The 19,375-nt window shown below is 58.7% G+C and carries 14 protein-coding genes; 8 read left to right on the top strand and 6 right to left on the bottom strand.

Going from position 1 to position 19,375, the window contains the following annotated elements; translation table 11 throughout:
• The first annotated feature begins 179 nt into the window (after positions 1–179).
• Together dnaX and GWQ27_RS07645 are read left to right on the top strand one after the other, a co-directional pair.
• A complete protein-coding gene (dnaX, locus tag GWQ27_RS07650; RefSeq protein WP_275907053.1) occupies positions 180–2,777 on the top strand; it encodes a DNA polymerase III subunit gamma/tau in 2,598 nt (865 codons plus the stop codon).
• A gap of 127 nt (positions 2,778–2,904) precedes the next feature.
• On the top strand, positions 2,905–3,234 hold the full coding sequence (locus GWQ27_RS07645) for a YbaB/EbfC family nucleoid-associated protein (protein WP_011898717.1): 330 nt from the start codon (positions 2,905–2,907) through the stop codon (positions 3,232–3,234).
• A 315-nt stretch (positions 3,235–3,549) separates the two neighbouring features.
• Here GWQ27_RS07645 and GWQ27_RS07640 read toward each other — a convergent pair whose 3' ends face one another.
• Positions 3,550–4,872 carry a YjiH family protein gene (locus GWQ27_RS07640; protein ID WP_265455494.1) on the bottom strand — a complete coding sequence of 441 codons (1,323 nt, stop codon included), beginning with the start codon at positions 4,870–4,872 and terminating at the stop codon, positions 3,550–3,552.
• Between the two features lie 565 nt (positions 4,873–5,437).
• On the opposite strand from GWQ27_RS07640, the gene GWQ27_RS07635 reads away from it, so the two are divergent.
• From GWQ27_RS07635 to rplY, 5 genes are all read left to right on the top strand, one after another.
• Positions 5,438–6,508, top strand: a complete 1,071-nt coding sequence (locus GWQ27_RS07635; RefSeq protein ID WP_034523647.1) for a LuxR C-terminal-related transcriptional regulator — start codon at positions 5,438–5,440, stop codon at positions 6,506–6,508.
• Between the two features lie 84 nt (positions 6,509–6,592).
• Positions 6,593–7,015: a CBS domain-containing protein gene (locus tag GWQ27_RS07630; protein ID WP_005311439.1), complete on the top strand. Its 423-nt coding sequence runs from the start codon at positions 6,593–6,595 to the stop codon at positions 7,013–7,015.
• Between the two features lie 203 nt (positions 7,016–7,218).
• Positions 7,219–11,106, top strand: coding sequence for an ATP-dependent RNA helicase HrpA (gene hrpA, locus GWQ27_RS07625; RefSeq protein WP_275907052.1), 3,888 nt, complete (start codon positions 7,219–7,221; stop codon positions 11,104–11,106).
• A 78-nt stretch (positions 11,107–11,184) separates the two neighbouring features.
• Positions 11,185–12,051 carry a LysM peptidoglycan-binding domain-containing protein gene (locus tag GWQ27_RS07620; protein WP_275907051.1) on the top strand — a complete coding sequence of 289 codons (867 nt, stop codon included), beginning with the start codon at positions 11,185–11,187 and terminating at the stop codon, positions 12,049–12,051.
• 106 nt (positions 12,052–12,157) lie between these two features.
• Positions 12,158–12,445 (top strand): 50S ribosomal protein L25, encoded by a 288-nt coding sequence (rplY, locus tag GWQ27_RS07615; RefSeq protein WP_005311442.1) that lies wholly within the window; start codon positions 12,158–12,160, stop codon positions 12,443–12,445.
• 142 nt (positions 12,446–12,587) lie between these two features.
• Here the strand turns inward: rplY and GWQ27_RS07610 are convergent, their stop codons facing one another.
• The 3 genes from GWQ27_RS07610 to selD are packed head-to-tail and all read right to left on the bottom strand — an operon-like array spanning position 12,588 to position 15,476.
• Positions 12,588–13,232, bottom strand: coding sequence for an MBL fold metallo-hydrolase (locus tag GWQ27_RS07610; RefSeq protein WP_234579864.1), 645 nt, complete (start codon positions 13,230–13,232; stop codon positions 12,588–12,590).
• 29 nt (positions 13,233–13,261) lie between these two features.
• Complete coding sequence (gene mnmH / locus GWQ27_RS07605) at positions 13,262–14,377, bottom strand: tRNA 2-selenouridine(34) synthase MnmH (protein WP_275907050.1); 1,116 nt, start codon at positions 14,375–14,377, stop codon at positions 13,262–13,264.
• Positions 14,378–14,435: 58 nt separating this feature from the next.
• Positions 14,436–15,476 carry a selenide, water dikinase SelD gene (gene selD / locus GWQ27_RS07600; protein WP_275907090.1) on the bottom strand — a complete coding sequence of 347 codons (1,041 nt, stop codon included), beginning with the start codon at positions 15,474–15,476 and terminating at the stop codon, positions 14,436–14,438.
• A 205-nt stretch (positions 15,477–15,681) separates the two neighbouring features.
• Here selD and GWQ27_RS07595 point away from each other — a divergent pair, with 205 nt between their 5' ends.
• Positions 15,682–16,401, top strand: coding sequence for a transporter substrate-binding domain-containing protein (locus GWQ27_RS07595; protein WP_275907049.1), 720 nt, complete (start codon positions 15,682–15,684; stop codon positions 16,399–16,401).
• Positions 16,402–16,625: 224 nt separating this feature from the next.
• Here GWQ27_RS07595 and GWQ27_RS07590 read toward each other — a convergent pair whose 3' ends face one another.
• Positions 16,626–17,813, bottom strand: a complete 1,188-nt coding sequence (locus GWQ27_RS07590; protein WP_275907048.1) for an acyltransferase — start codon at positions 17,811–17,813, stop codon at positions 16,626–16,628.
• A gap of 340 nt (positions 17,814–18,153) precedes the next feature.
• A complete protein-coding gene (locus tag GWQ27_RS07585; protein WP_275907047.1) occupies positions 18,154–19,344 on the bottom strand; it encodes a class I SAM-dependent methyltransferase in 1,191 nt (396 codons plus the stop codon).
• Positions 19,345–19,375 lie beyond the last annotated feature (31 nt).

The raw sequence follows: 19,375 nt of genomic DNA, 5'->3' as shown, positions 1-19,375 counted from the left end.
TCCCCCAGTATGCAAAGCAGGCCTCGTCAGCCTGTTGCGCGTCTTGAAACCGGTGCCCGTCCGGGCATCGGTTTGAAATTCAAGCGATCCCTCCCGACCTCGCCGATAGCCGATACAGCCCAACATCCATTTGTGTTAGCATTCTGCCTCAATGCCTTGTTATCCCTGCATCGAGATTTATGAGCTATCAGGTTCTGGCGCGTAAATGGCGCCCCCATACGTTTGAACAAGTGGTAGGCCAGCATCATGTGCTGACCGCCTTGACCAACGCCCTGGATCAGGGGAGGTTGCATCATGCCTATCTGCTCAGCGGTACCCGAGGGGTCGGCAAGACCACCATAGCCCGCATTCTGGCCAAGAGTCTCAATTGCGAGCAGGGGATCAGCAGTCACCCGTGCGGCGTATGCGACACCTGCCGCGAGATCGATCAGGGCAACTTTGTCGATCTGCTGGAGATTGACGCCGCCTCCCGCACCAAGGTGGAAGATACCCGCGAGCTGCTCGATAACGTGCAGTACCGCCCGGCCCGTGGCCGCTTCAAGGTGTATCTCATCGATGAGGTACACATGTTGTCGCGTCACAGCTTCAATGCCCTGCTCAAAACCTTGGAAGAGCCGCCCCCCTATGTGAAGTTTCTGCTGGCCACCACGGATCCGCAGAAGCTGCCCATTACCATTCTCTCCCGTTGCTTGCAGTTTCATCTCAAGAGTCTGGATCAGACCCAGATTGCCAAGCAGCTGGAGTGGGTGCTGGATCAGGAAGCTCAACCGTTCGAACCGCGTGCCCTGCTGGCCCTGGCCAAGGCGGCCGATGGCAGCATGCGCGATGCCCTGAGTCTGACCGATCAGGCGCTGGCCCATGGCAATGGCAGCGTGCGCCTTGAAAGCGTGCTGGCCATGTTGGGCACCCTGGACCATCGCCATTTGCACCAGTTGCTGGAGGCGATCCTGCGCCAGGATGCTGCGGCCACCATGGCCAAGATCACTGAAATTGCTACCCTGGGCCCCGATTTTGATCAGCTCCATGCCGAGCTGGAAGGTCTGCTGCACCGCATTGCCATGGCACAGCTGTTGCCTGCCACAGTGCAGGAGCAGGGGGCCGATGCCGAGTCTCTGCTGCAACTTGCCCAAGCCATGAGCCCGGAAGAGGTGCAGCTTTGTTACCAAATCGTGCTGGGGGGACGAAAAGATCTGCCCTGGGCACCGGACGGTCGCACCTCGCTGGAGATGACGTGCTTGCGCATGCTGGCTTTCTCCCCGCGTCGTGAGGCCGTGCATCCTGCCAATCTCACGGTTCTGCCACCCTCAATGGCGGGAGGGATGGGAGCTGCACCGGCCCAGCTGGGAAAGTCCCGCGGGGCTGACTCCGCCCCGACGCTGGCCACTGCGATTGTGGCTCCCCTTGCTGCCCCCGGCTCCGTGTCGGCAGAACATACCGCCACCCAGATGGTGCCCCTTGTTGCACATGCCGTGCTCGAGACGGATGAGCAGGAGATGGCCAGCGATGAGCTGAGCGCGCCGCTCTTTGTCGAACAGGACGAGTTGCTGCGCGAAGCGCAGCAGATGGGCTACGAGGCGCAGCCTGTCATGGATGCGCCGAGCGCCCCGATCAGCACCGTTGTGGCTGCCGATAAGGCGATGCAGCACCTTCCTTCAGACATGGCAGTGGCAGCTGAGCAACCCACCGAGGTGCCGGCTGAGACAGCCGCCGAATCGGTTGTTGAGCCTGAAGCCGCGCCGTCTGCCGCGTCCAGCATGCAGAGCCTGCTGGGCAAGCGCAATCTACTGCGCAGCCGATTGCGCAGCGAGCCTGCGACAGCCCAGGCCCCGCGTGTTGCACCCATCAAACCGGTGGCTGTGCCCGAGGGGCGCCCTGTTGCGCAACCAGCCCTCACTTCACCATCAGCTCCCTGGCAAGGGGCGGCTGTGGTGCCTGTCCATCATTCAGCCCCTGTGACGGCATATGACGAATTGCCGCCGCTGGATGCGTATGATGAGGGGGGCAGCGACTATGAAGAGTATCTGAATCAAGGCTTTGGCGAGTCTGCTGCCAGTACGTCAATGGCGAATGTGGCACAGACGGCGGCTTCGGGAGCCAGTGCAATGCCTGCCTATGGTCAGGCTGCCCCGGCTCAGGCGCCCACCAGGGCTCGCCCCAACCCCGATGATCTGCCGCCCTGGGATCTGGACGGTACGCCGGCCGCGAGGGCGCAGGTAGCGCCTGCCGTGTCCAGCGCCGCCCCCGTGATGCCCCAAGCAGTTGCTACCAGCGAGCCAGCGCCCATGGTTGCCTCCGTGATGGAGACCATAGACTGGGATGAGCTGGAGAGCGACAACCAACCCGAGGAGGGGGAAGAGGTCGCCAGACTGATCCCGTCTTCCTTGCTGGTCAATTGCGGCGATCCCTGGGCCGAGTTGATTGCCCGTACCGGTGTCGGTGGCCGGCTGCGTCAGCTTGCGATCAACTCTGTTATGACCCGGCAGGGAGACAAGGTGTTGTTGACCCTGAAACCCGAACAGCGTCATCTGGTCAGCGACAGGGCCCGTGTCGATCTGGCCGAGATCATAGGCCCCGAGCTTGGCCAAGCCGTGCAGGTGGAGGTGACACTGGGGACTGTGCCGGATCAGGAAACCCCCCTTGAGATCGAGCATCGCCTCTATCTGGGGGTGCGCGAGCAGGTGAGCCGGGATCTGGAGCAGGATCCCAATGTGCAATTTCTCAGACAAAGGTTTGGCGCCGTGCTCCACCAGGAGAGCATAGAGCCGCTGAGCAGTTGAATACGATTCGTTAAAACCCATGCCGGGCCCAGTGCCCGGTTGAAAAGGGGTTTGCCTGTCCCCATTTAGGACAGAACAAGCCCACAGCCCGGCGCTGGATGCCGGATTTCAAGACGAGAGACGACATATGTTTGGTAAAGGTGGAATGGGGAACCTGATGAAACAGGCCCAACAGATGCAAGAGCGCATGCAAAAGATGCAAGAGCAGCTTGCCGAGATGGAAGTAGTCGGCGAAGCCGGTGCTGGTATGGTCAAGGTCACCATGGCTGGCAGTCACAGCGTGCGTCGCATCGAGATCGATCAGAGCCTGATGGAAGATGACAAAGAGATGATCGAAGATCTGGTTGCTGCCGCCGTCAACGATGCCGTACGTCGTGTGGAAGAGCAGAGCAAGAGCAAGATGGGCGAGCTGACCGGTGGCATGCAACTGCCCCCAGGCATGAAGCTGCCCTTCTAAGGATGCTGATGTAAATCCAATGCGTCGATAGGGGGGCGGGCTGAGGGCCAGATCGGTCTGATGCTCCTTGCGATGTGGCGCAGAGTGAGTGTTTCATTCGTTCCTCATCTGGCATCGCAAGCCCTATCAAGCGTGACCAAGACGCAGCTGATACAGGGATCTGTGTCAGCTGCGTTTTTTATGGCGCTTTTTCCGATTAAGCGCCCCGGTGCCGGGCTGGTGTAATGGCAGCCCCGAAACCAATAAGGCGCCCTCGGGCGCCTTATTGGTTTGTGCACGCGCTTGCGCGTCATCACTGGGGTGTTGCCACCTTGCTTAACTCAGCCAGCCTGCTGCCATGGCAAGCTTGCCGCACAGTGCGGCAAGCACTATGCCAAGCAGGGTGCGTAGCAGCCAGATCACCACCAGCTGGCCCACACTCACCGGGATCCGGGTGGCCAGGATGCAGGGTATGGAAGCGGAGAAGAAGAGAACCGAGCTGACCGATACCACTGCGGTGACATAGCGCACCAGCAGGTCGGCATCTTTGAGCAAAATGGCGGGCAAGAACATCTCTGCCAGCCCGGTAGAAAGTGCCCTGGCAGTTTCCAGCGGTTCGCCCAGTTCCAGCAGCCAGGTGAGAGGCCACAGCAGCCAGCCCAGCAGGTCGAACAGCGGTGTGTGTTGCGCCAGCAACAGACCGAGCAGACCGACCGACAATATGGTGGGCACCACGGCAGCCGCCATCAGCAGGCCATCCTTGAGGTTGTCCTGCAACTGGCGCAGTACGGGTTGCGCCATGCTGGATTGGGTCAACCCAGATGCCAGTGCGGCTTGCCAGCGGTTCTTGCCGGCGGGCAATGGTTCGTCGGTTTCCCCGTGATGGGCCATGTTGGAGATGGGGGGCACGCGCGCCAGGATGGCGGTGATGACAAAGGTGATCACCAGGGTGGACCAGAAATAGAAGTTCCAGTGTTCCATCAGGTTGAGGGTCTTGGCCACTATGATCATGAACGCGGCCGATACGGTGGAGAACCCGGTCGCAATGATGACGGCTTCGCGCACAGTGTATTTACCCGCGAGAAAGACCCGGTTGGTGATGAGCAGTCCCACCGAATAGCTGCCGACGAAAGAGGCGACCGCATCAATGGCAGAGTGCCCCGGCGTGCGCCACAGCGGCCGCATCACGGGCTGCATCAGTACGCCTATCAGCTCCAGCAGACCGAAGCCGAGCAAGAAAGTAAGGGCCATGGCACCAATGGGCACGATAAGACCGACCGACATGGCCAGCTTGTCAAACAGGAAGGGCAGACGATCCGGCGTCATCAGCCAGGCCGGCCCCAGATTGGCAACATACATGAATGCCAGTACCAGGCCGATCAGCTTGAACAGGCTCAGAAGCCGGTCGATGGGACGGGCGCGCCAGCGACCATCCAGCAAGGGTGTGATGGCACCATAGCCAATCAGCAACAGGATCAACCCCACCGCCAGTGGGCGCTGCGCTATCAGAAAACCGGCCAGGTGGTCCACCATGATGGTGCTGCGGCCTGCCAGTTCAAAGGGGATGAAGAAGATGGCGATACCAAACAGGCTGGCTAGCAGCAGCTTGATCCCCGCCGCTGATCGGGTGGGCGCTATCAATGCATTTTCCGGTTCCATACACTCTCCTTGTGGTTGATACCTGTCCGACATCCATCGAACAAATTGTATATACAATACATTTCCACCTTCACAAATAAAACACAAAATTAACCATTGAGAAACAAGCTCAACTTGAGTCTTTTATGAGGGGACCCAGACGACAAAAGGCTTGCCCGGCTCTTTGGGATGAGGGTTTTTGGTTCAGGCGCCAGAACGATGGAATAGATAACCTGTGGCTTGTCTGCGTAGACCCGGTATCGCAGCGCCGCGGGCTTGCAGGGTGTCGCGCTTTTATCCGGGCTGGACCCGCTGTCATGGCAAAATGGATAAAATGTGAGGCCTGTCGGGTAATCAGGATGTCACAGAGACAGGAATCTTTAGACCGACAAAAAATCCATAGCGACAAAAAGCATAAAAAACATTAACTTGGATTTTAAATTTTCGCTTTCGCTCACCCTTATGTCGTTTCATCATTACTATTTACGGAACAGTTATAAAACCTTTGTTCATTTGACTACTTTTCGCGTTTCTCATTGCAGAGTAAGATGCCTCCTCAATAAAAATAAGAATTAGGAGTTCGGGTGTGAAGGCATTAGTAAAGGAAAGGGTATCGCCCTATATAAGCCAGTTATATGAGTGCGGTATTAATGATTCTGACATTAAGTTGGTGGTGGATCAGTTCCGCACCGATGTGTCGGGGAGTTCCTCGCTATTTTTGTTACGGGATGATGACAAAAGCGACGGGATAAAACTCTTTTCAAGCGGCCTGACCGAGGCTCAGCAGCAGTTCTATGTGCAACACCATCGCCAGGATGTGTGGTTCAATCATTATCTGGACAAGGGCTGCCAGGGCATAGTCAATGCCACCACCCTGTCCAATTCGGCAGGATTGCTGGCCAGCTTCGGCGCCCAGTTTGCGGCGGGTGGCGTCTGCCGGGTGAAGGGGCGAGGCCTTAGCAGCCTGTGTACCTATCGTGGTGCCAGCCAGGATGATTTCAGTGCTCAGGATATCTCCTCACTGGGAGAGGTTTATTCCGGCCTGGCTGCCTGGAGCCACCATTATTGGAATCTGCTGGCCCTGGAGACCCAGAACTACCAGCTGCAGCAGCTGGTTAAAAATCATAATAAGCCCAGTGCCATCGTCGATGACAAAGGCCATATCCATTATTCCAATGTGGCCTTCAACCGTATCTCAGATGAAAATGTGGAGCTGCGGGCCATCAATGGTATCTTCTCGCTGCAAAATAAGGAGCAGCAACGCCAGTTCAAAGAGATATTGAATGGCTTTGCTTACCTGTTGCCGGGAGCGAGCGCTTATATGTCCATTCCCCGTCAGGCCAATTTAAGGCCCTTGCTGATCCAGTGCACTCTGATGAGCGGCCTCAGCCGGTTTGAGCGTTATGTGGAAGTGGTGCTACGGGATCCCGAACACTCATTCAATCCCGATATCGAGGCACTGGCGAGCCTTTACCCCCTCACCATCGGCGAGAAAGAGTTGTTGGTGCTGATGAGCAAGGGTTATAGCAGCAACGACATCGCCGAGCTGCGCGGTGTCAAGGTGGAAACAGTCCGCTCGACCCTCAAGGGGGTCTTCAAGAAGACCGACTGCCACAGCCAGAACGAATTGCTGTTGCTGCTGCAATCCATCTCCTGATATTGGGCGAGCTATGCTTGGTGTGGGTCGGACATAGTGTCTGACTTGCGCCTCCCGCCCGGGAGGCTGGTTGGGGGAAGCACAATGGAATCACTAAAAGCAAAGGATTACATGCAGCACAGGCCCATCACGTTCAGCGCTGACATGATGGTGCAATCTGCGGTGGAAAAGTTTCTCAATAGCCGCCAGCTCGGTGGCCCGGTAGTGGATGCACTGGGTCATCTCATTGGTTGGGTGTCCGAGCAGGACTGTATCGCCGTCATGCTCAAAGAGGCCTATCACTGCGAGCAGGTGGCTCAGGTCAAGAATGTGATGCGCAATGAGGTGCTGGCCGTCGGGCCTGATACCAGCATTCTGGAATTGGCCGAGATGATGATGGGGCAAAAGCCCAAGATCTATCCGGTGGTGGAGGAGGGTCGCCTGCTCGGGGTGATCAGCCGTCACGATGTGATGCAGGCGATCCATGCCCAGCTGGGTACCTGCTTCGTGCACAAGGCCCGGGTCTGATCAGGTTGAGTGGAAGGCGTCATCAGGAGCAGGCCGGGTGCCTGCTCTTTTTATTCAGGCATTCTCTTCATACCGGATCTATTCCGGCTTTCATCGCTACCCCAATCGCTTTAAGGCTTGCACCGCTCCCGCCCGCTCTTTAGGATCTGCCGAAGCTTGTCGATATGGCCCCATGCCGGGCTCTCTATTAAGGAATTTGTACCTTGTCTCTCTCTATCGAGGCGCTGCGCCGCCGTCTATCAGCCTGCATGAACCTTGATGCCCGTCGTCTTTCCAGTCGTCTGAACGGGATCAAGAAGCTGCCCGAGGGCAAGCAGATCACAGTGCTGGAGACCATTGCCGCCGATCTGGACGCAGCGCAGGCGCGTTATCAGTCCCGTCTGGCCGGTGTCCCCAAGGTCACGTACCCGGACAACTTGCCTGTCAGCCAGAAGCAGGCAGAGATCGCCAAGGCGATCAGTGAGCATCAGGTGGTGATCATTGCCGGTGAAACCGGCTCGGGCAAAACGACCCAGATCCCCAAGATCTGCCTGGCGCTGGGGCGCGGGGTGAAGGGCTTCATCGGCCACACCCAGCCGCGCCGTCTGGCTGCCCGTACTGTGGCTGCCCGTATCGCAGAGGAAATGGAGTCAGAACTCGGCCAGTACGTGGGTTACAAGGTGCGCTTTACCGATCAGGTGAGCGAGCAGACCCACATCAAGCTGATGACAGACGGTATTTTGCTGGCGGAGATCCAGAATGACCGTATGTTGACCCAGTACGACACCATCATCATCGATGAGGCCCATGAGCGCAGCCTCAACATCGACTTCATTCTGGGTTATCTCAAGCAGCTGCTGCCAAGGCGCCCCGACCTCAAGGTGATCATCACCTCGGCCACCATAGATCCCCAGCGCTTCTCCCGCCATTTCAACAAGGCGCCGGTGATCGAGGTCTCCGGCCGCACTTATCCCGTAGATGTGCGCTATCGGCCGCTGCTGGAAGGGAGTGACGATCGCGACCAGTTGCAGGGTATCTTCGATGCGGTGCAGGAGCTGGCCGAGGAAGGACTGGGGGACATTCTCATCTTCATGAACGGCGAGCGGGAGATCCGCGATACCGCCGATGCCTTGAACAAACTGGGCCTGCGAGATACCGAAGTGCTGCCGCTTTATGCGCGCCTCTCCAACACAGAGCAGAACCGGGTGTTCCAGCAACACGCAGGGCGGCGCATCGTGCTTGCCACCAACGTGGCGGAAACCTCCCTCACAGTGCCGGGCATCCGTTATGTGATAGACCCGGGTACCGCCCGCATCAGTCGCTACTCCTGGCGTACCAAGGTGCAGCGCCTGCCCATAGAGCCGGTCTCCCAGGCCAGTGCCAACCAGCGCAAAGGGCGTTGTGGCCGGGTGGCGGACGGTATCTGTATACGCCTCTACTCCGAGGAGGATTTCAACAATCGTCCCGCTTTTACCGATCCCGAGATCCTGCGTACCAACCTGGCTTCCGTCATTTTGCAGATGCTGGCGCTGGGGCTTGGCAACATGGAGGCCTTCCCCTTCGTCGAGCCGCCCGAGTCGCGCCACATCAAGGATGGCCTGAGCCTGCTCAAGGAGCTGGAGGCAGTAAGAGAGCTGCCTGGCACCCGGGATCAGGAACCCAAACTGCAGTTGACCGACATAGGTCGTCAGCTGTCGCGTATTCCCCTTGATCCACGTTTGGCGAAGATGGTGATCACGGCGGCGCAAACCGGTTGCCTGAGCGAGGTCATGGTGATCACCGCCGGCCTCAGCATCCAGGATCCCCGTGAGCGGCCCATGGAGAAGAAGCAGGCCGCCGATGAGCAACACAAGCGTTTTGAAGACAAGGACTCTGACTTCCTTGCCTTCGTCAATCTGTGGAATTACCTCAAAGAGCAGCAGGATGCACTGGGCAGCAACCCGTTCCGCCGCATGTGCCAGAAGGAGTTCCTCTCCTACCTGCGGGTGCGTGAATGGCAGGATATTCACTTCCAGTTGCGCCAGACGGTGAAAGAGCTGGGCTTTAAAGCCAATCATGAACCGGCGGATTTCAAGACGGTACATTGCGCCTTGCTGACCGGTCTCCTGAGCCATATCGGCAACAAGGATCTGGAGAAGCCCGAGTTTCTCGGCGCCCGCAACGGCCGCTTCCACATTTTCCCGGCCTCGGGTCTGTTCAAGAAGCCGCCCAAGTGGGTGATGGCCGCCGAACTGGTGGAAACCTCCCGCCTCTATGCTCGGGTCAATGCCAAGATTGAACCCGAGTGGGTGGAGCCGCTGGCGGCTCACCTCATCAAGCTGCACCACAGCGATCCCCACTGGTCGAAGAAGAATGGCGCCGTCATGGCCAAGGAGAAAGTGACCCTGTTTGGTCTGACGCTGGTCAATGAGCGCACCATCAACTTCAGCCGCCTCGATCCTGTGCTGTGTCGAGAGCTCTTTATCCGTCGTGCCCTGGTGGAGGGGGATTTCGAGACCCGTCACCGCTTCTTTGGCGACAACCGCAAGCTTCTGGCCGAGGTGGAGGAGCTGGAGCACAAGTCCCGCCGTCGCGACATTCTGGTGGAGGATGAGGACTTGTTCCGCTTCTACGACGCCCGTTTGCCGGAAGAGGTGATATCAAGTCGCCACTTCGACAACTGGTGGAAAGAGGCACAAAAGCAGGACCCAGAGCTCCTCAACTTCGAGCGGGAGATGCTGATGAAGGGGGATGCGGCCCACATCAGTGATCTCGACTATCCCAACTTCTGGCAGCAGGGGCGACTCAAACTTAAATTGAGCTACCAGTTTGAACCGGGGGAGGCGGCCGATGGCGTCACCCTGCATATTCCGCTGCCATTGCTCAATCAGGTGGAGGTAAAGGGATTCGAGTGGCTGATCCCCGGTCTGCGCCATGAGTTGCTGGTGGCGCTGATAAAATCCATGCCAAAGCCGATGCGCAAGAATTTCGTACCGGCCCCCAACTACGCCGATGCGCTGCTTGCCAGCCTCAACCCCGAGCAGGGACCGCTCCTCGATGAGATAGAGCGTCAACTGCGGCGCATGACGGGGGTGACTGTACCCCGCGAGGCGTGGGACTGGGCTGCGGTGCCCGATCACCTGAAACTCACCTTCCGGGTGGTGGACGACAGGCACAAGCCTATTGCGGAAGGCAAGGATCTGGAGGCGTTGAAAGAATCCTTGCGTGGGCGTGTGCAGGAGACGCTGTCCCAGGTGGCGGACGACGACATAGAGCAGTCAGGCCTGACGCTGTGGAGCTTTGGTGAATTGCCGCAGGAATACAGCCAGAAGCGCGGCGGCTTCGAGGTGAAGGCCTATCCGGCCTTGGTGGATGAGAAGGATTCTGTCTCCATCCAGCTGGTGGAGAGCGCTGTGGCCCAGCAGCAGCTGATGTGGGCGGGCCAGCGCCGGCTGGTGCTGCTCAACGTGCCATCACCCATCAAGTACCTGCAGGAGAAGCTGCCCAACAAGGCCAAGTTGGGGCTCTATTTCAATCCGTTTGGCAAGGTGGCAGAGCTTATCGATGACTGCATTGCCTGCGGTTGCGACAAGCTCATTGCACAGCATGGCGGCCTGGCTTGGGATGAGGCCGGTTTTGAGGGGCTCAAAGAGTTTGTGCGCGCCGAGCTCAACGATGCCGTGGTGGAAGTGGCCAAGCAGGTAGAGGCGGTGCTGACCCTCTCCCATGAGATCAAGAAGCGGCTCAAGGGCAAGATGCAGCTCGATACCGCCTTTGCCATGTCGGATATTCAGCTCCAGCTCGACAAACTGATCCATAAAGGCTTTGTGACCGAGACTGGCTGGCAGCGGCTGCCGGACTTGCTGCGCTACCTGCGAGCCATCGAGCGCCGGATGGAAAAGCTGGCCATCGACCCCAACCGGGATCGGGTTTACTTGCTCAAGGTGCAGAGCGTTGAAGCCGAGTACAAGGCTCTCTTGGCCAAGATCCCCAAATCCCAGTTGATCCCGACCGAAGTGGCCAATATCCGCTGGATGATCGAGGAGTTGCGGGTCTCCTTCTTCGCCCAGAATCTGGGGACCCCCTATCCGGTGTCAGATAAACGGGTGCTCAACGCCATCGCCCAGTGCTAATCTGCTGTAGGAGACAGGCAGGTCTTCGTGTCGGTGGCCCTTGCCGCCGACCAGGAAAAGGCTAACGGAGGAGCAAGGATGCTTGGATTCTGGTTAAGCGTGGCAATGGTCAACATCAGTGGCTATCAACCCATAGCCGAGCAAACCTGGGTACAACTGAACCCGGAGTATTACCCGCTACACCGTACTCCGCCGGCCATGTTCGTGGCCTGGCGGGGCAATCAATTTCCCCCCCTTGAGCTCAAGAAAAAGAAGGGCCGCTGGCAGGTGCTGTTTCCGGCCCGGCTGGTGCCCCCTTTTGACCTGTTCGAGGGGGAGGCTCAACTCTCCAAGGCGTATCTGGCACGGCTCAGGCGTATCGATGAGGCCGCCTACGGGCTTGCACCCCTGCTGCCTGCCTTGGATCAGAGGCAGAGCCAACAGGCTGCGCTCCCTGGTCAGGTACCCTTTATGGCGGAATTTTCTTCGCCTGTGATGCCCGGTCAGCCAAGAGCCATCCGTGATGGAGCCGAGCCGCTGCTGGTGAGTCTCAATCTGCGCGCAACCTGGCTGGCGCCGGAGGCCATGCTGGCGAGTGTCGCCCTAGACGAGGCGAAGAGAGAATCGCAACCCGTTGTCACACCGACATCCGTCAACACAACCTTGACGCTGGCGGCTCCCGCTGCCGGTGGCAAGCAGGTCTGTCATCGGGTGGCATCGGGAGAAACCCTGTGGCGCATTGCTGCGACCCTGGCTCAGAACGGCACTGTCACGGGCATAGCGGGGGACACTTACAGCTATCTGCTAGCCATTGTCGATGACAATCGCCCGCTGATGGGCAACGGCATCCGGGTCAAGGCGGGGGATACCCTCTACTGCCCTGCGCCGAAGACGCTGGCGCGCTTCGATGCCCTGAGTCCGGCACAGCGGCAACAGCGTTTTGCCCGGCTGGAGCAGGGGCGTTAAGGTATCTTGTCACTTTTCAGGGCCCATGCTAGTATGCGCCCTCGTTTTGCGAGGTGCTGACCGGTCGCAGTCAGCACCATAAATTCATCTATATGAGATAACCACTATGTCTTTCGTATTCCAAGCTGAAGTCCGTTCTGACCTGGGGAAAGGTGCGAGCCGCCGCCTGCGTCACGCTGACCAAGTTCCTGCCATCATCTACGGTGCCGGCAAAGAAGCTCAGTCCATCACTGTTGACCACAAAAAATTCATCATCGCCCAAGAGAAGCCGGAATTCTACGAATCCGTGCTGACCCTGGTCATCAACGGTGAAGAAGTCAACGTTAAAGTGAAGGCTATCCAGCGTCACCCGGTTAAGCCGAAGCTGGTTCACTTGGATTTCGTTCGCGTTTAATAGCGAGCCAATCTGGTTGAAGAAAAAGCCACTCTCAGGAGTGGCTTTTTGCTGTCTGGCGTTTGATGACGCGTGCAGCCAGTCATGAAAGAGGGCGACCCCGGGGTCGCCCTCTTGGCGTCAGTGGCAAGCCTGCTTGCTGTTACCAGACGGGTTGGGTCAGATAAGGATTGCTTGCCTTTTCTCGGCCAAAGGTGGAGCTGGGGCCATGGCCCGGGATAAAGACAATCTCGTCACCCAGCGGCAGCAGGGTTTCAGTGATCGACTTTATCAAGGTGGCGTGATCACCGCGTGGGAAGTCGGTGCGGCCTATGCTGCCGGCGAACAGCACGTCACCAACCCAGGCGAGTTTTTCGGCCTGGCTGAGCAGGATGACGTGGCCCGGAGTGTGGCCCGGACAGAAATAGACCTCCAGCTCGCAGTTGCCCACTTTCACCTTGTCACCCTGCTCAAGCCAGCTGTCCGGCGTGAAAGCAGGGGTATGGGCGAAGCCAAACATCTGGCTCTGCCGGGGCAGCATGTCGAGCCAGAAGGCATCTTCTTTGTGGGGGCCTGTGATGGCTACGCCAGTTGTTTCGCGCAGCTCTGCGGCGGCGCCCACGTGATCCAGATGGCCATGGGTCAGCAGGATGTGGGTCAGGGTAAGCCCGTGCTGGGTGATGGCTGCGAGCAGCTTGTCGGCCTCGCCACCCGGGTCAATCAGCGCCGCCTGGTGGGTCTCGTCACACCAGATGAGGGAGCAGTTCTGGGCGAATTGAGTGACCGGGATCACCTCGAATTTCAACATAGGGGGTCCTCTTGTTTGACGGGGGTGAGTCAGCCTTGCTGCCGGGCTGCGTGTTGCTCGGCAAAGAAGTCCAGACAGGCCTGCTTCTCACCCCGGAACACGATGCGCTCACGCTTGTTGCCCAGTTGATAGAGATACATGGGGTCGTAGTAGCGGGTCAGCAGCAGGGTGATCCAGGCCAGATGGAGATCGGTGGTGCCGCTGTTGGCTTGCTCGGCGAGAGCGATTTGCATCAGCTGGTCCAGCTCGCGGTGTGCTTGATCGCCAAGGCGGCGCTTGAGGCGGGCCAGCGCATCGGTGAGATAGGCCGCAAACAGTGGCCAGCCTTCTTCGGCGCCAAACATGGCCTGATAACGCAGCCAGAGATCGTGCACATAGTCCTGGCGGATCTGTTCGGCACGCTCGCTCTGCGGCACATCCACCACCACCAGCGGTGCCTCGCACATGGCATCAAACAGGGGGTTGGGCAGGCAGCAGCGACCGATGAGCCGGCTCTCGTCCTCCACCACGAAGGCATGTTCACCCTGGTGGCGGCGCTTGAGCAGTTCGATGGCCAGCTTGTTTTCAAAATTGATGTTGCTGGGCTGGCCCCCTGGAAGCTGACCAAATGACGAGCCCCTGTGATGGGCATGCCCTTCCAGATCCACCGCCTGAGTCACGTGCTCCAGCATATGGGTCTTGCCGGAGCCGGTCATGCCGGTCAGCACTGTCCAGTGACACTCGGCCGCTGCCTTGTCCAGGGTATCGATGAGGAAACGGCGCATCTCCTTGTAGCCACCGGCTACCCGGGGACGGGTGACCCCGGCCTCATGCAACCAGAGTTGCACGGTTTGTGAGCGCAGGCCGCCACGAAAGCAGTAGAGCAGGGTATCGGGCTGTTTTCGCAACTGTGCCAGCCAGCCGTCGAGCCGTTCGGCACGCACGGCGCCCCCCACCAGTTGGTGACCCAGTTCAATCGCCGCCGCCTGGCCTCGCTGCTTGAAGCAGGTGCCCACCTGGGCACGCTCATCGTCAGTCATCAGGGGCAGACTGGTCGAGCAGGGGAAGGCCCCTTCCTTGAACTCGATGGGGGCACGCAAGTCGATAAGCGGGACATCATCCAGAAAAATCCGGGCCAGATCCGAGGTGAGTGGCAGTTGGTTCATCGCAGGACCTCCAAAGATGTCCGAGCCAGATCCGTATCAATAGCAAGCAGCCGCTGACTCATTGGATAACCTCGATAAACTGGTTTCCTGTATAGGCTTTCAGCTGGCCTATGGGGGAGAGGGTCAGCCCCGCTTGTGTCGCGATGGCAAGGAGCTCGGCTTCACTTTCTTTACCGACGGCAACCAGCAAGCCGCCGCTGGTCTGCGGATCGCACATGATGTTGCGGGTGCGTTCATCCATGGCATCGAGCTTGGCGCCATAGGAATCGAAGTTGCGCAGGGTACCGCCCGGTACGCAGCCCTCGGACAGGTAGTAATCTACCTCGTCGAGCAGTGGCAGCGCCTTGAAATCGAGGGTGGCACACACCCCTGATCCTTCGCACATCTCAAGCAGGTGGCCCGCCAGACCAAACCCGGTCACATCCGTCATGGCGTGCACTCCGGGCAGTTCGGCAAAGCGCTGGCCAATCTTGTTGAGGGTGCACATGGCGTTGGGGGCCAGCTGCTCATGCTCTGGCTTCAATTTTCCTTTCTTCTGGGCCGTGGTGAGGATGCCGATACCGATGGGCTTGGTCAGGTAGAGGATGTCACCCGCCTGGGCCGTGTCGTTCTGCTTGATGGCATTGAGCGGCACTATACCGGTCACGGCAAGACCGAAGATGGGCTCGGGGGCATCGATACTGTGGCCGCCAGCCAAGGATATGCCCGCTTCATGGCACACCTGGCGGCCGCCATCTATCACCTGCTGCGCAATCTCGGGAGCGAGCGTGTTGATGGGCCAGCCAAGGATGGCAATGGCAACGATGGGCTTGCCGCCCATGGCGTAGATGTCGCTGATGGCGTTGGTGGCCGCGATGCGGCCAAAGGTAAAGGGATCATCGACGATGGGCATGAAGAAGTCGGTGGTGGAAACAATGCCCTGACCGTTGCCGATATCGACCACTGCCGCATCATCCTTGCTGCTGTTGCCAACCACCAGGGTCGGGTCGTCAAAGCCCGGGATCTGGCTCTTGAGAATGGTGTCGAGCACCTTGGGAGAAATTTTGCAGCCGCAGCCAGCCCCGTGGCTGTATTGGGTCAGACGAATGGAAGACATGATTACCCCTTGTTTGGCTGTTTCTCAAGATGAAACAGCGTATATCAGGCAAAAGGAGATGACCCTGAGCGGGCCATTGGACAGGGCATTATGCCACAAGGACTCTGCGGGTTCGAATCACAATAGCCTGTCGTCTCTGCTGCCTTGACAAAGTGTCCTTCGCTCCTCTTATCTCAAAGGGTTTCCCCACACAGGCAAGAGGTATGAGATGAAATCATGGATGATAGGATTACTGCTGGCGCTGTCGACCTTTGGGGCGCATGCCGCCAGTGTGACGGCTGCGCAAGATCCCTGGCCGCCCTTTGTCATTGATGCAAACAAAGGCATCTCGGTAGAGCTGGTCAAACGTGCACTTGCCACCCAGGGTTATGAGCTCGACATGCGGATCATGCCTTGGGCCAGGGCGTTGTCGGAAGTTGAGGAAGGGAATATCGACATTCTGGTAGGGGCATGGTTCACCGAGGCACGCACCAAGTCACTGCGTTTCAGTGACGAGTATCTGAAGAATCAGGTCAAATTTATCCAGTTGGCTGGCGGCAGTTTCGAGTTGAATGGCTTGGCCAGTCTCAAAGGCAAGAGCATTGGCATAGTGCGGGGTTATGGCTACGGTGACGACTTCATGCAGGCTGAGCTAAACCGCCAGGAGGCCGGTGACTTGCCGACGAATCTGAAGAAGCTGCTTGATGGGCGTATCGATTTGACGTTGGAAGACGAGGTTGTTGCCCGGGCCATCATGGCTCAGCAGGGAATGGATGCCCGCAAGTTTGCCTTCACGGCCAATGCGCTCTCCACCAACCCGCTCCATATCGCCAGCGGCGTGAAAAACCCGCGCGGCCAGGAGTTGATCGAGGCTTTCAACAAGGGATTGGCAATCATCAGTGCAGATGGGACCATGGATCAGATCCTGACCAGTTACGGCGTTAAATAAACCGACTGCGGTGAGCCATATCATGACTAAACCCGGTATCAAGGGGCCACCTTCTTAAGGTGGCCCCTTTTTCAGGTTATTGGGGGGAGGCAAAGATTTGACGGGCAGGGTACTGGTAACCATGGTTCCATGCACAACAGCATCGTTTTTAGCTAGCATCCGAGCCGCCTGAGCAAACCTGGAGACGCTGACCGATAGGTTATCCAGGCTTGGTCACTGCTTGTTTAACTGACTCGCTCCATCGCCGCCGGTTGCCGCGACTTGCCAAGGCGGCGCAGACGCCGTTGCAGTGGCCGCTCCAGCAGGTTGTAGCTTAAAGAAGAGAGGCCGATCAGCACTGCCAGCATCAACAGAGTTGCCACCACCCCCAGCAGCGGGCTGGTCTGGGCATACCACCACTCGGTTAGCCCCGGCGCCAGATAGTGGATGAACTCGCAGCCGGTGAGCAGCACCAGCGCGTGCAGCAGGTAGATGGAGTAGGAGAGATCCCCCAGCCCGTTGGTGAGGCGGTTGTCCAGCAGGCGCAGCAGCGGGCTCTGGCGCTCTCCCTGACAGGCAGCAATCCAGATCAGCAACACGTAGGCGCCGATCAGCAACAGGGTCAGCTGCGGCGTCATGATGAATTGCATCAGCACGAAGGGCAGGAGAAAGGCGATCAGCAACGGCAGATCCCGTTGCATCATGGGCAAACGTCGCGCGGCCTTGACCCTGGGCAGCAGCCAGAGTCCGAGCACGAATTCACTCACCCCGCGTCCCACCGCCAGCGCCCCGCTGGTGACATCCAGGGTGCCCCGGCTGTGCACTATAAAGGCAAGCACCGTCAGCGCCAGCAGCGGCGCGAGATGGCCCCAGAAGCTGCGGGTCACGGCGAGCGGGATCAGCAGCGGGAACAGCAGGTAGCTTATCCACTCCACGCTGAGAGACCAGGCGGCGAAGTTCCAGGTCAGCCCGTGATCGGTTACCACCTGCAGCAGCAGGAAGGCGCTTGGCAGCGCATCAGCCGGGGTGAAGGGGGAGCCGAAGGGCGGCATCCCCTCCCACTCCCACATCTTGAACAGGGGGCCGGCATAGAAGCCAATCCCGTGCCGGGCCTTGTAAAGCTCCCAGCCCACCAGCAGCACCAGGGTGACAAGGTAGAGGGGGTAGACCCGGGTCAGCCGCAGCCAGAGGAAGCGGCCATAGCCGATGGTGCGGGGCCTGTGGCTGAAAGCCTCCCCATAGACATGGGCCAGCACCACTCCGCTCAAAATAAAGAAGAGATCGACCCAGAGGTAGCCGTTCTCGATGAGTTGGGTGTGGCCTGCGATCGACTCCATCCACTGGGGAAAGAGCAGCAATCGGGCATGGAACAGCACCACCATCAGGGCAGCGATGCCCCGCAGCGGCGTCAACAGCGGCAATGATTGATTCATGATGGTATCCCTTGCGATGTTCAGCTTGGCCTGACATCGATTTTGTTGTTGTGCAGGGGCATCAAACCTGATGACTCCGCAGCCTTGACTCATGCTGGTCACTGGCGGGACCACACTACCCAAAAGAGAGTCATACGGGTGTGATTAAAGTCATAAAGTGTGCACGGATTGTGTACAACAACAGTTCAAGCAGTGAAATAAAGACAGGGAAAGATAACAGGCGGAAGAAGAATGAGGGGGGCAAGGGAGCCGCGTCTGGCTCGGGCATTATACGCAGCGATGCCTAAAAATCAGGCCCGCAATGCGGGCCTGTTTGATCAAAGGGAACGGGTATTGACGATCAGCGGGCGCGAACCACCAGCCCTTTGAGATAGAAGCCTTCCGGATAGGCGGTGCCAATGGGGTGATCAGAGGCTTGTGACAACAGCTCCAGGATCTGGGCATCGCGACCGGCGTCGAGCGCCGCATCGGCAACGATCTTCTGGAACAGGCTCTGCTCCATCAGGCCGGAGCAGGAGTAGGTCAAGAGCACGCCACCCGGCGCCAGCAGCTGGAACGCCAGCATGTTGATGTCCTTGTAGCCGCGGCAGGCACCCAGCAGTTGGGCCTTGCTCTCGGCAAACTTGGGCGGATCCAGCACGATAACATCGAACTTCTCACCCTTCTCGCGGTATTCACGCAGCAGCTTGAACACATCGTGACGGATGAACTGGGTGTTGGAGATATCCAGTCCGTTCAGCTCGGCGTTCTGGCGGGCCATATCCAGCGCAGTCTGGGAGAGATCCACGTTGACCACTTCGTTGGCGCCACCCTTGAGGGCATAGATGCCAAAGCCACCGGTGTAGCTGAAGCAGTTGAGCACCCGCTTGCCCTCGGTGTACTTGGAGACTGCCTGGCGGTTGTCGCGCTGATCCAGATAGAAACCGGTCTTGTGACCGTTGCGGATGTCCACCAGGATCTTGACGCCGTTCTCTTCGATCACCACCGGCTCGTTCGGCGTCTCACCATAAATGACGCCGGTGCGCTCTTTCAGCCCTTCCTTCTTGCGTACCGCCACGTCGGAGCGCTCATAGATGCTGCACTCGGGGTAGAGGGTACGCAGCGCTTGCGTTATCAGCTCGCGCTGGAACTCGGCACCGGCGGAGAGGATCTGGCACACCAGAAAATCGGCATAACGGTCTATGGTCAGACCCGGCAGACCATCGGATTCGGCGGCGCACAGGCGATAGCCGGTGAGGCCCTGACGTTTGATCAGCGGATCCCGGGACTCCTGGGCATATTTGAGGCGACGCAGGAAGAAGTCGAGATCGACTGTCTCCTCTTTATCGAAGGTCCAGACCCGGGCACGGATCTGGGAGCTGCCTGACCAGGCACCACGGGCGAGCCACCGGCCATCGTTGGCGTAGATCTCGACGGTATCGCCGTCAACGGGGTTGCCTTCAACCCGCTCAATCCCCTTGGAGAAGATCCAGGGGTGACGGCGCAGCAGGGATTTTTCGCGGCCTTTGACGAGATAGATGAAAACGCTCATGGGTGTTTGCCGATGGTAAAAAGAAAAGGGG

Origin of the sequence: Aeromonas sp. 5HA1 (assembly GCF_029237245.1) — a bacterium.
In the GTDB taxonomy this organism is placed as follows: domain Bacteria; phylum Pseudomonadota; class Gammaproteobacteria; order Enterobacterales; family Aeromonadaceae; genus Aeromonas; species Aeromonas salmonicida.
The sequence above is the reverse complement of the archived record's forward strand: the minus strand, read 5'-3'. Positions and strand labels throughout refer to the sequence as shown.

Coding starts and splice junctions, on each gene's coding strand:
- dnaX (WP_275907053.1), top strand. CDS start 180: ATGAGCTATCAGGTTCTGGCGCGTAAATGGCGCCCCCATACGTTTGAA.
- GWQ27_RS07645 (WP_011898717.1), top strand. CDS start 2,905: ATGTTTGGTAAAGGTGGAATGGGGAACCTGATGAAACAGGCCCAACAG.
- GWQ27_RS07640 (WP_265455494.1), bottom strand. CDS start 4,872: ATGGAACCGGAAAATGCATTGATAGCGCCCACCCGATCAGCGGCGGGG.
- GWQ27_RS07630 (WP_005311439.1), top strand. CDS start 6,593: ATGGAATCACTAAAAGCAAAGGATTACATGCAGCACAGGCCCATCACG.
- GWQ27_RS07620 (WP_275907051.1), top strand. CDS start 11,185: ATGCTTGGATTCTGGTTAAGCGTGGCAATGGTCAACATCAGTGGCTAT.
- rplY (WP_005311442.1), top strand. CDS start 12,158: ATGTCTTTCGTATTCCAAGCTGAAGTCCGTTCTGACCTGGGGAAAGGT.
- GWQ27_RS07610 (WP_234579864.1), bottom strand. CDS start 13,232: ATGTTGAAATTCGAGGTGATCCCGGTCACTCAATTCGCCCAGAACTGC.
- mnmH (WP_275907050.1), bottom strand. CDS start 14,377: ATGAACCAACTGCCACTCACCTCGGATCTGGCCCGGATTTTTCTGGAT.
- GWQ27_RS07595 (WP_275907049.1), top strand. CDS start 15,682: ATGAAATCATGGATGATAGGATTACTGCTGGCGCTGTCGACCTTTGGG.
- GWQ27_RS07590 (WP_275907048.1), bottom strand. CDS start 17,813: ATGAATCAATCATTGCCGCTGTTGACGCCGCTGCGGGGCATCGCTGCC.
- GWQ27_RS07585 (WP_275907047.1), bottom strand. CDS start 19,344: ATGAGCGTTTTCATCTATCTCGTCAAAGGCCGCGAAAAATCCCTGCTG.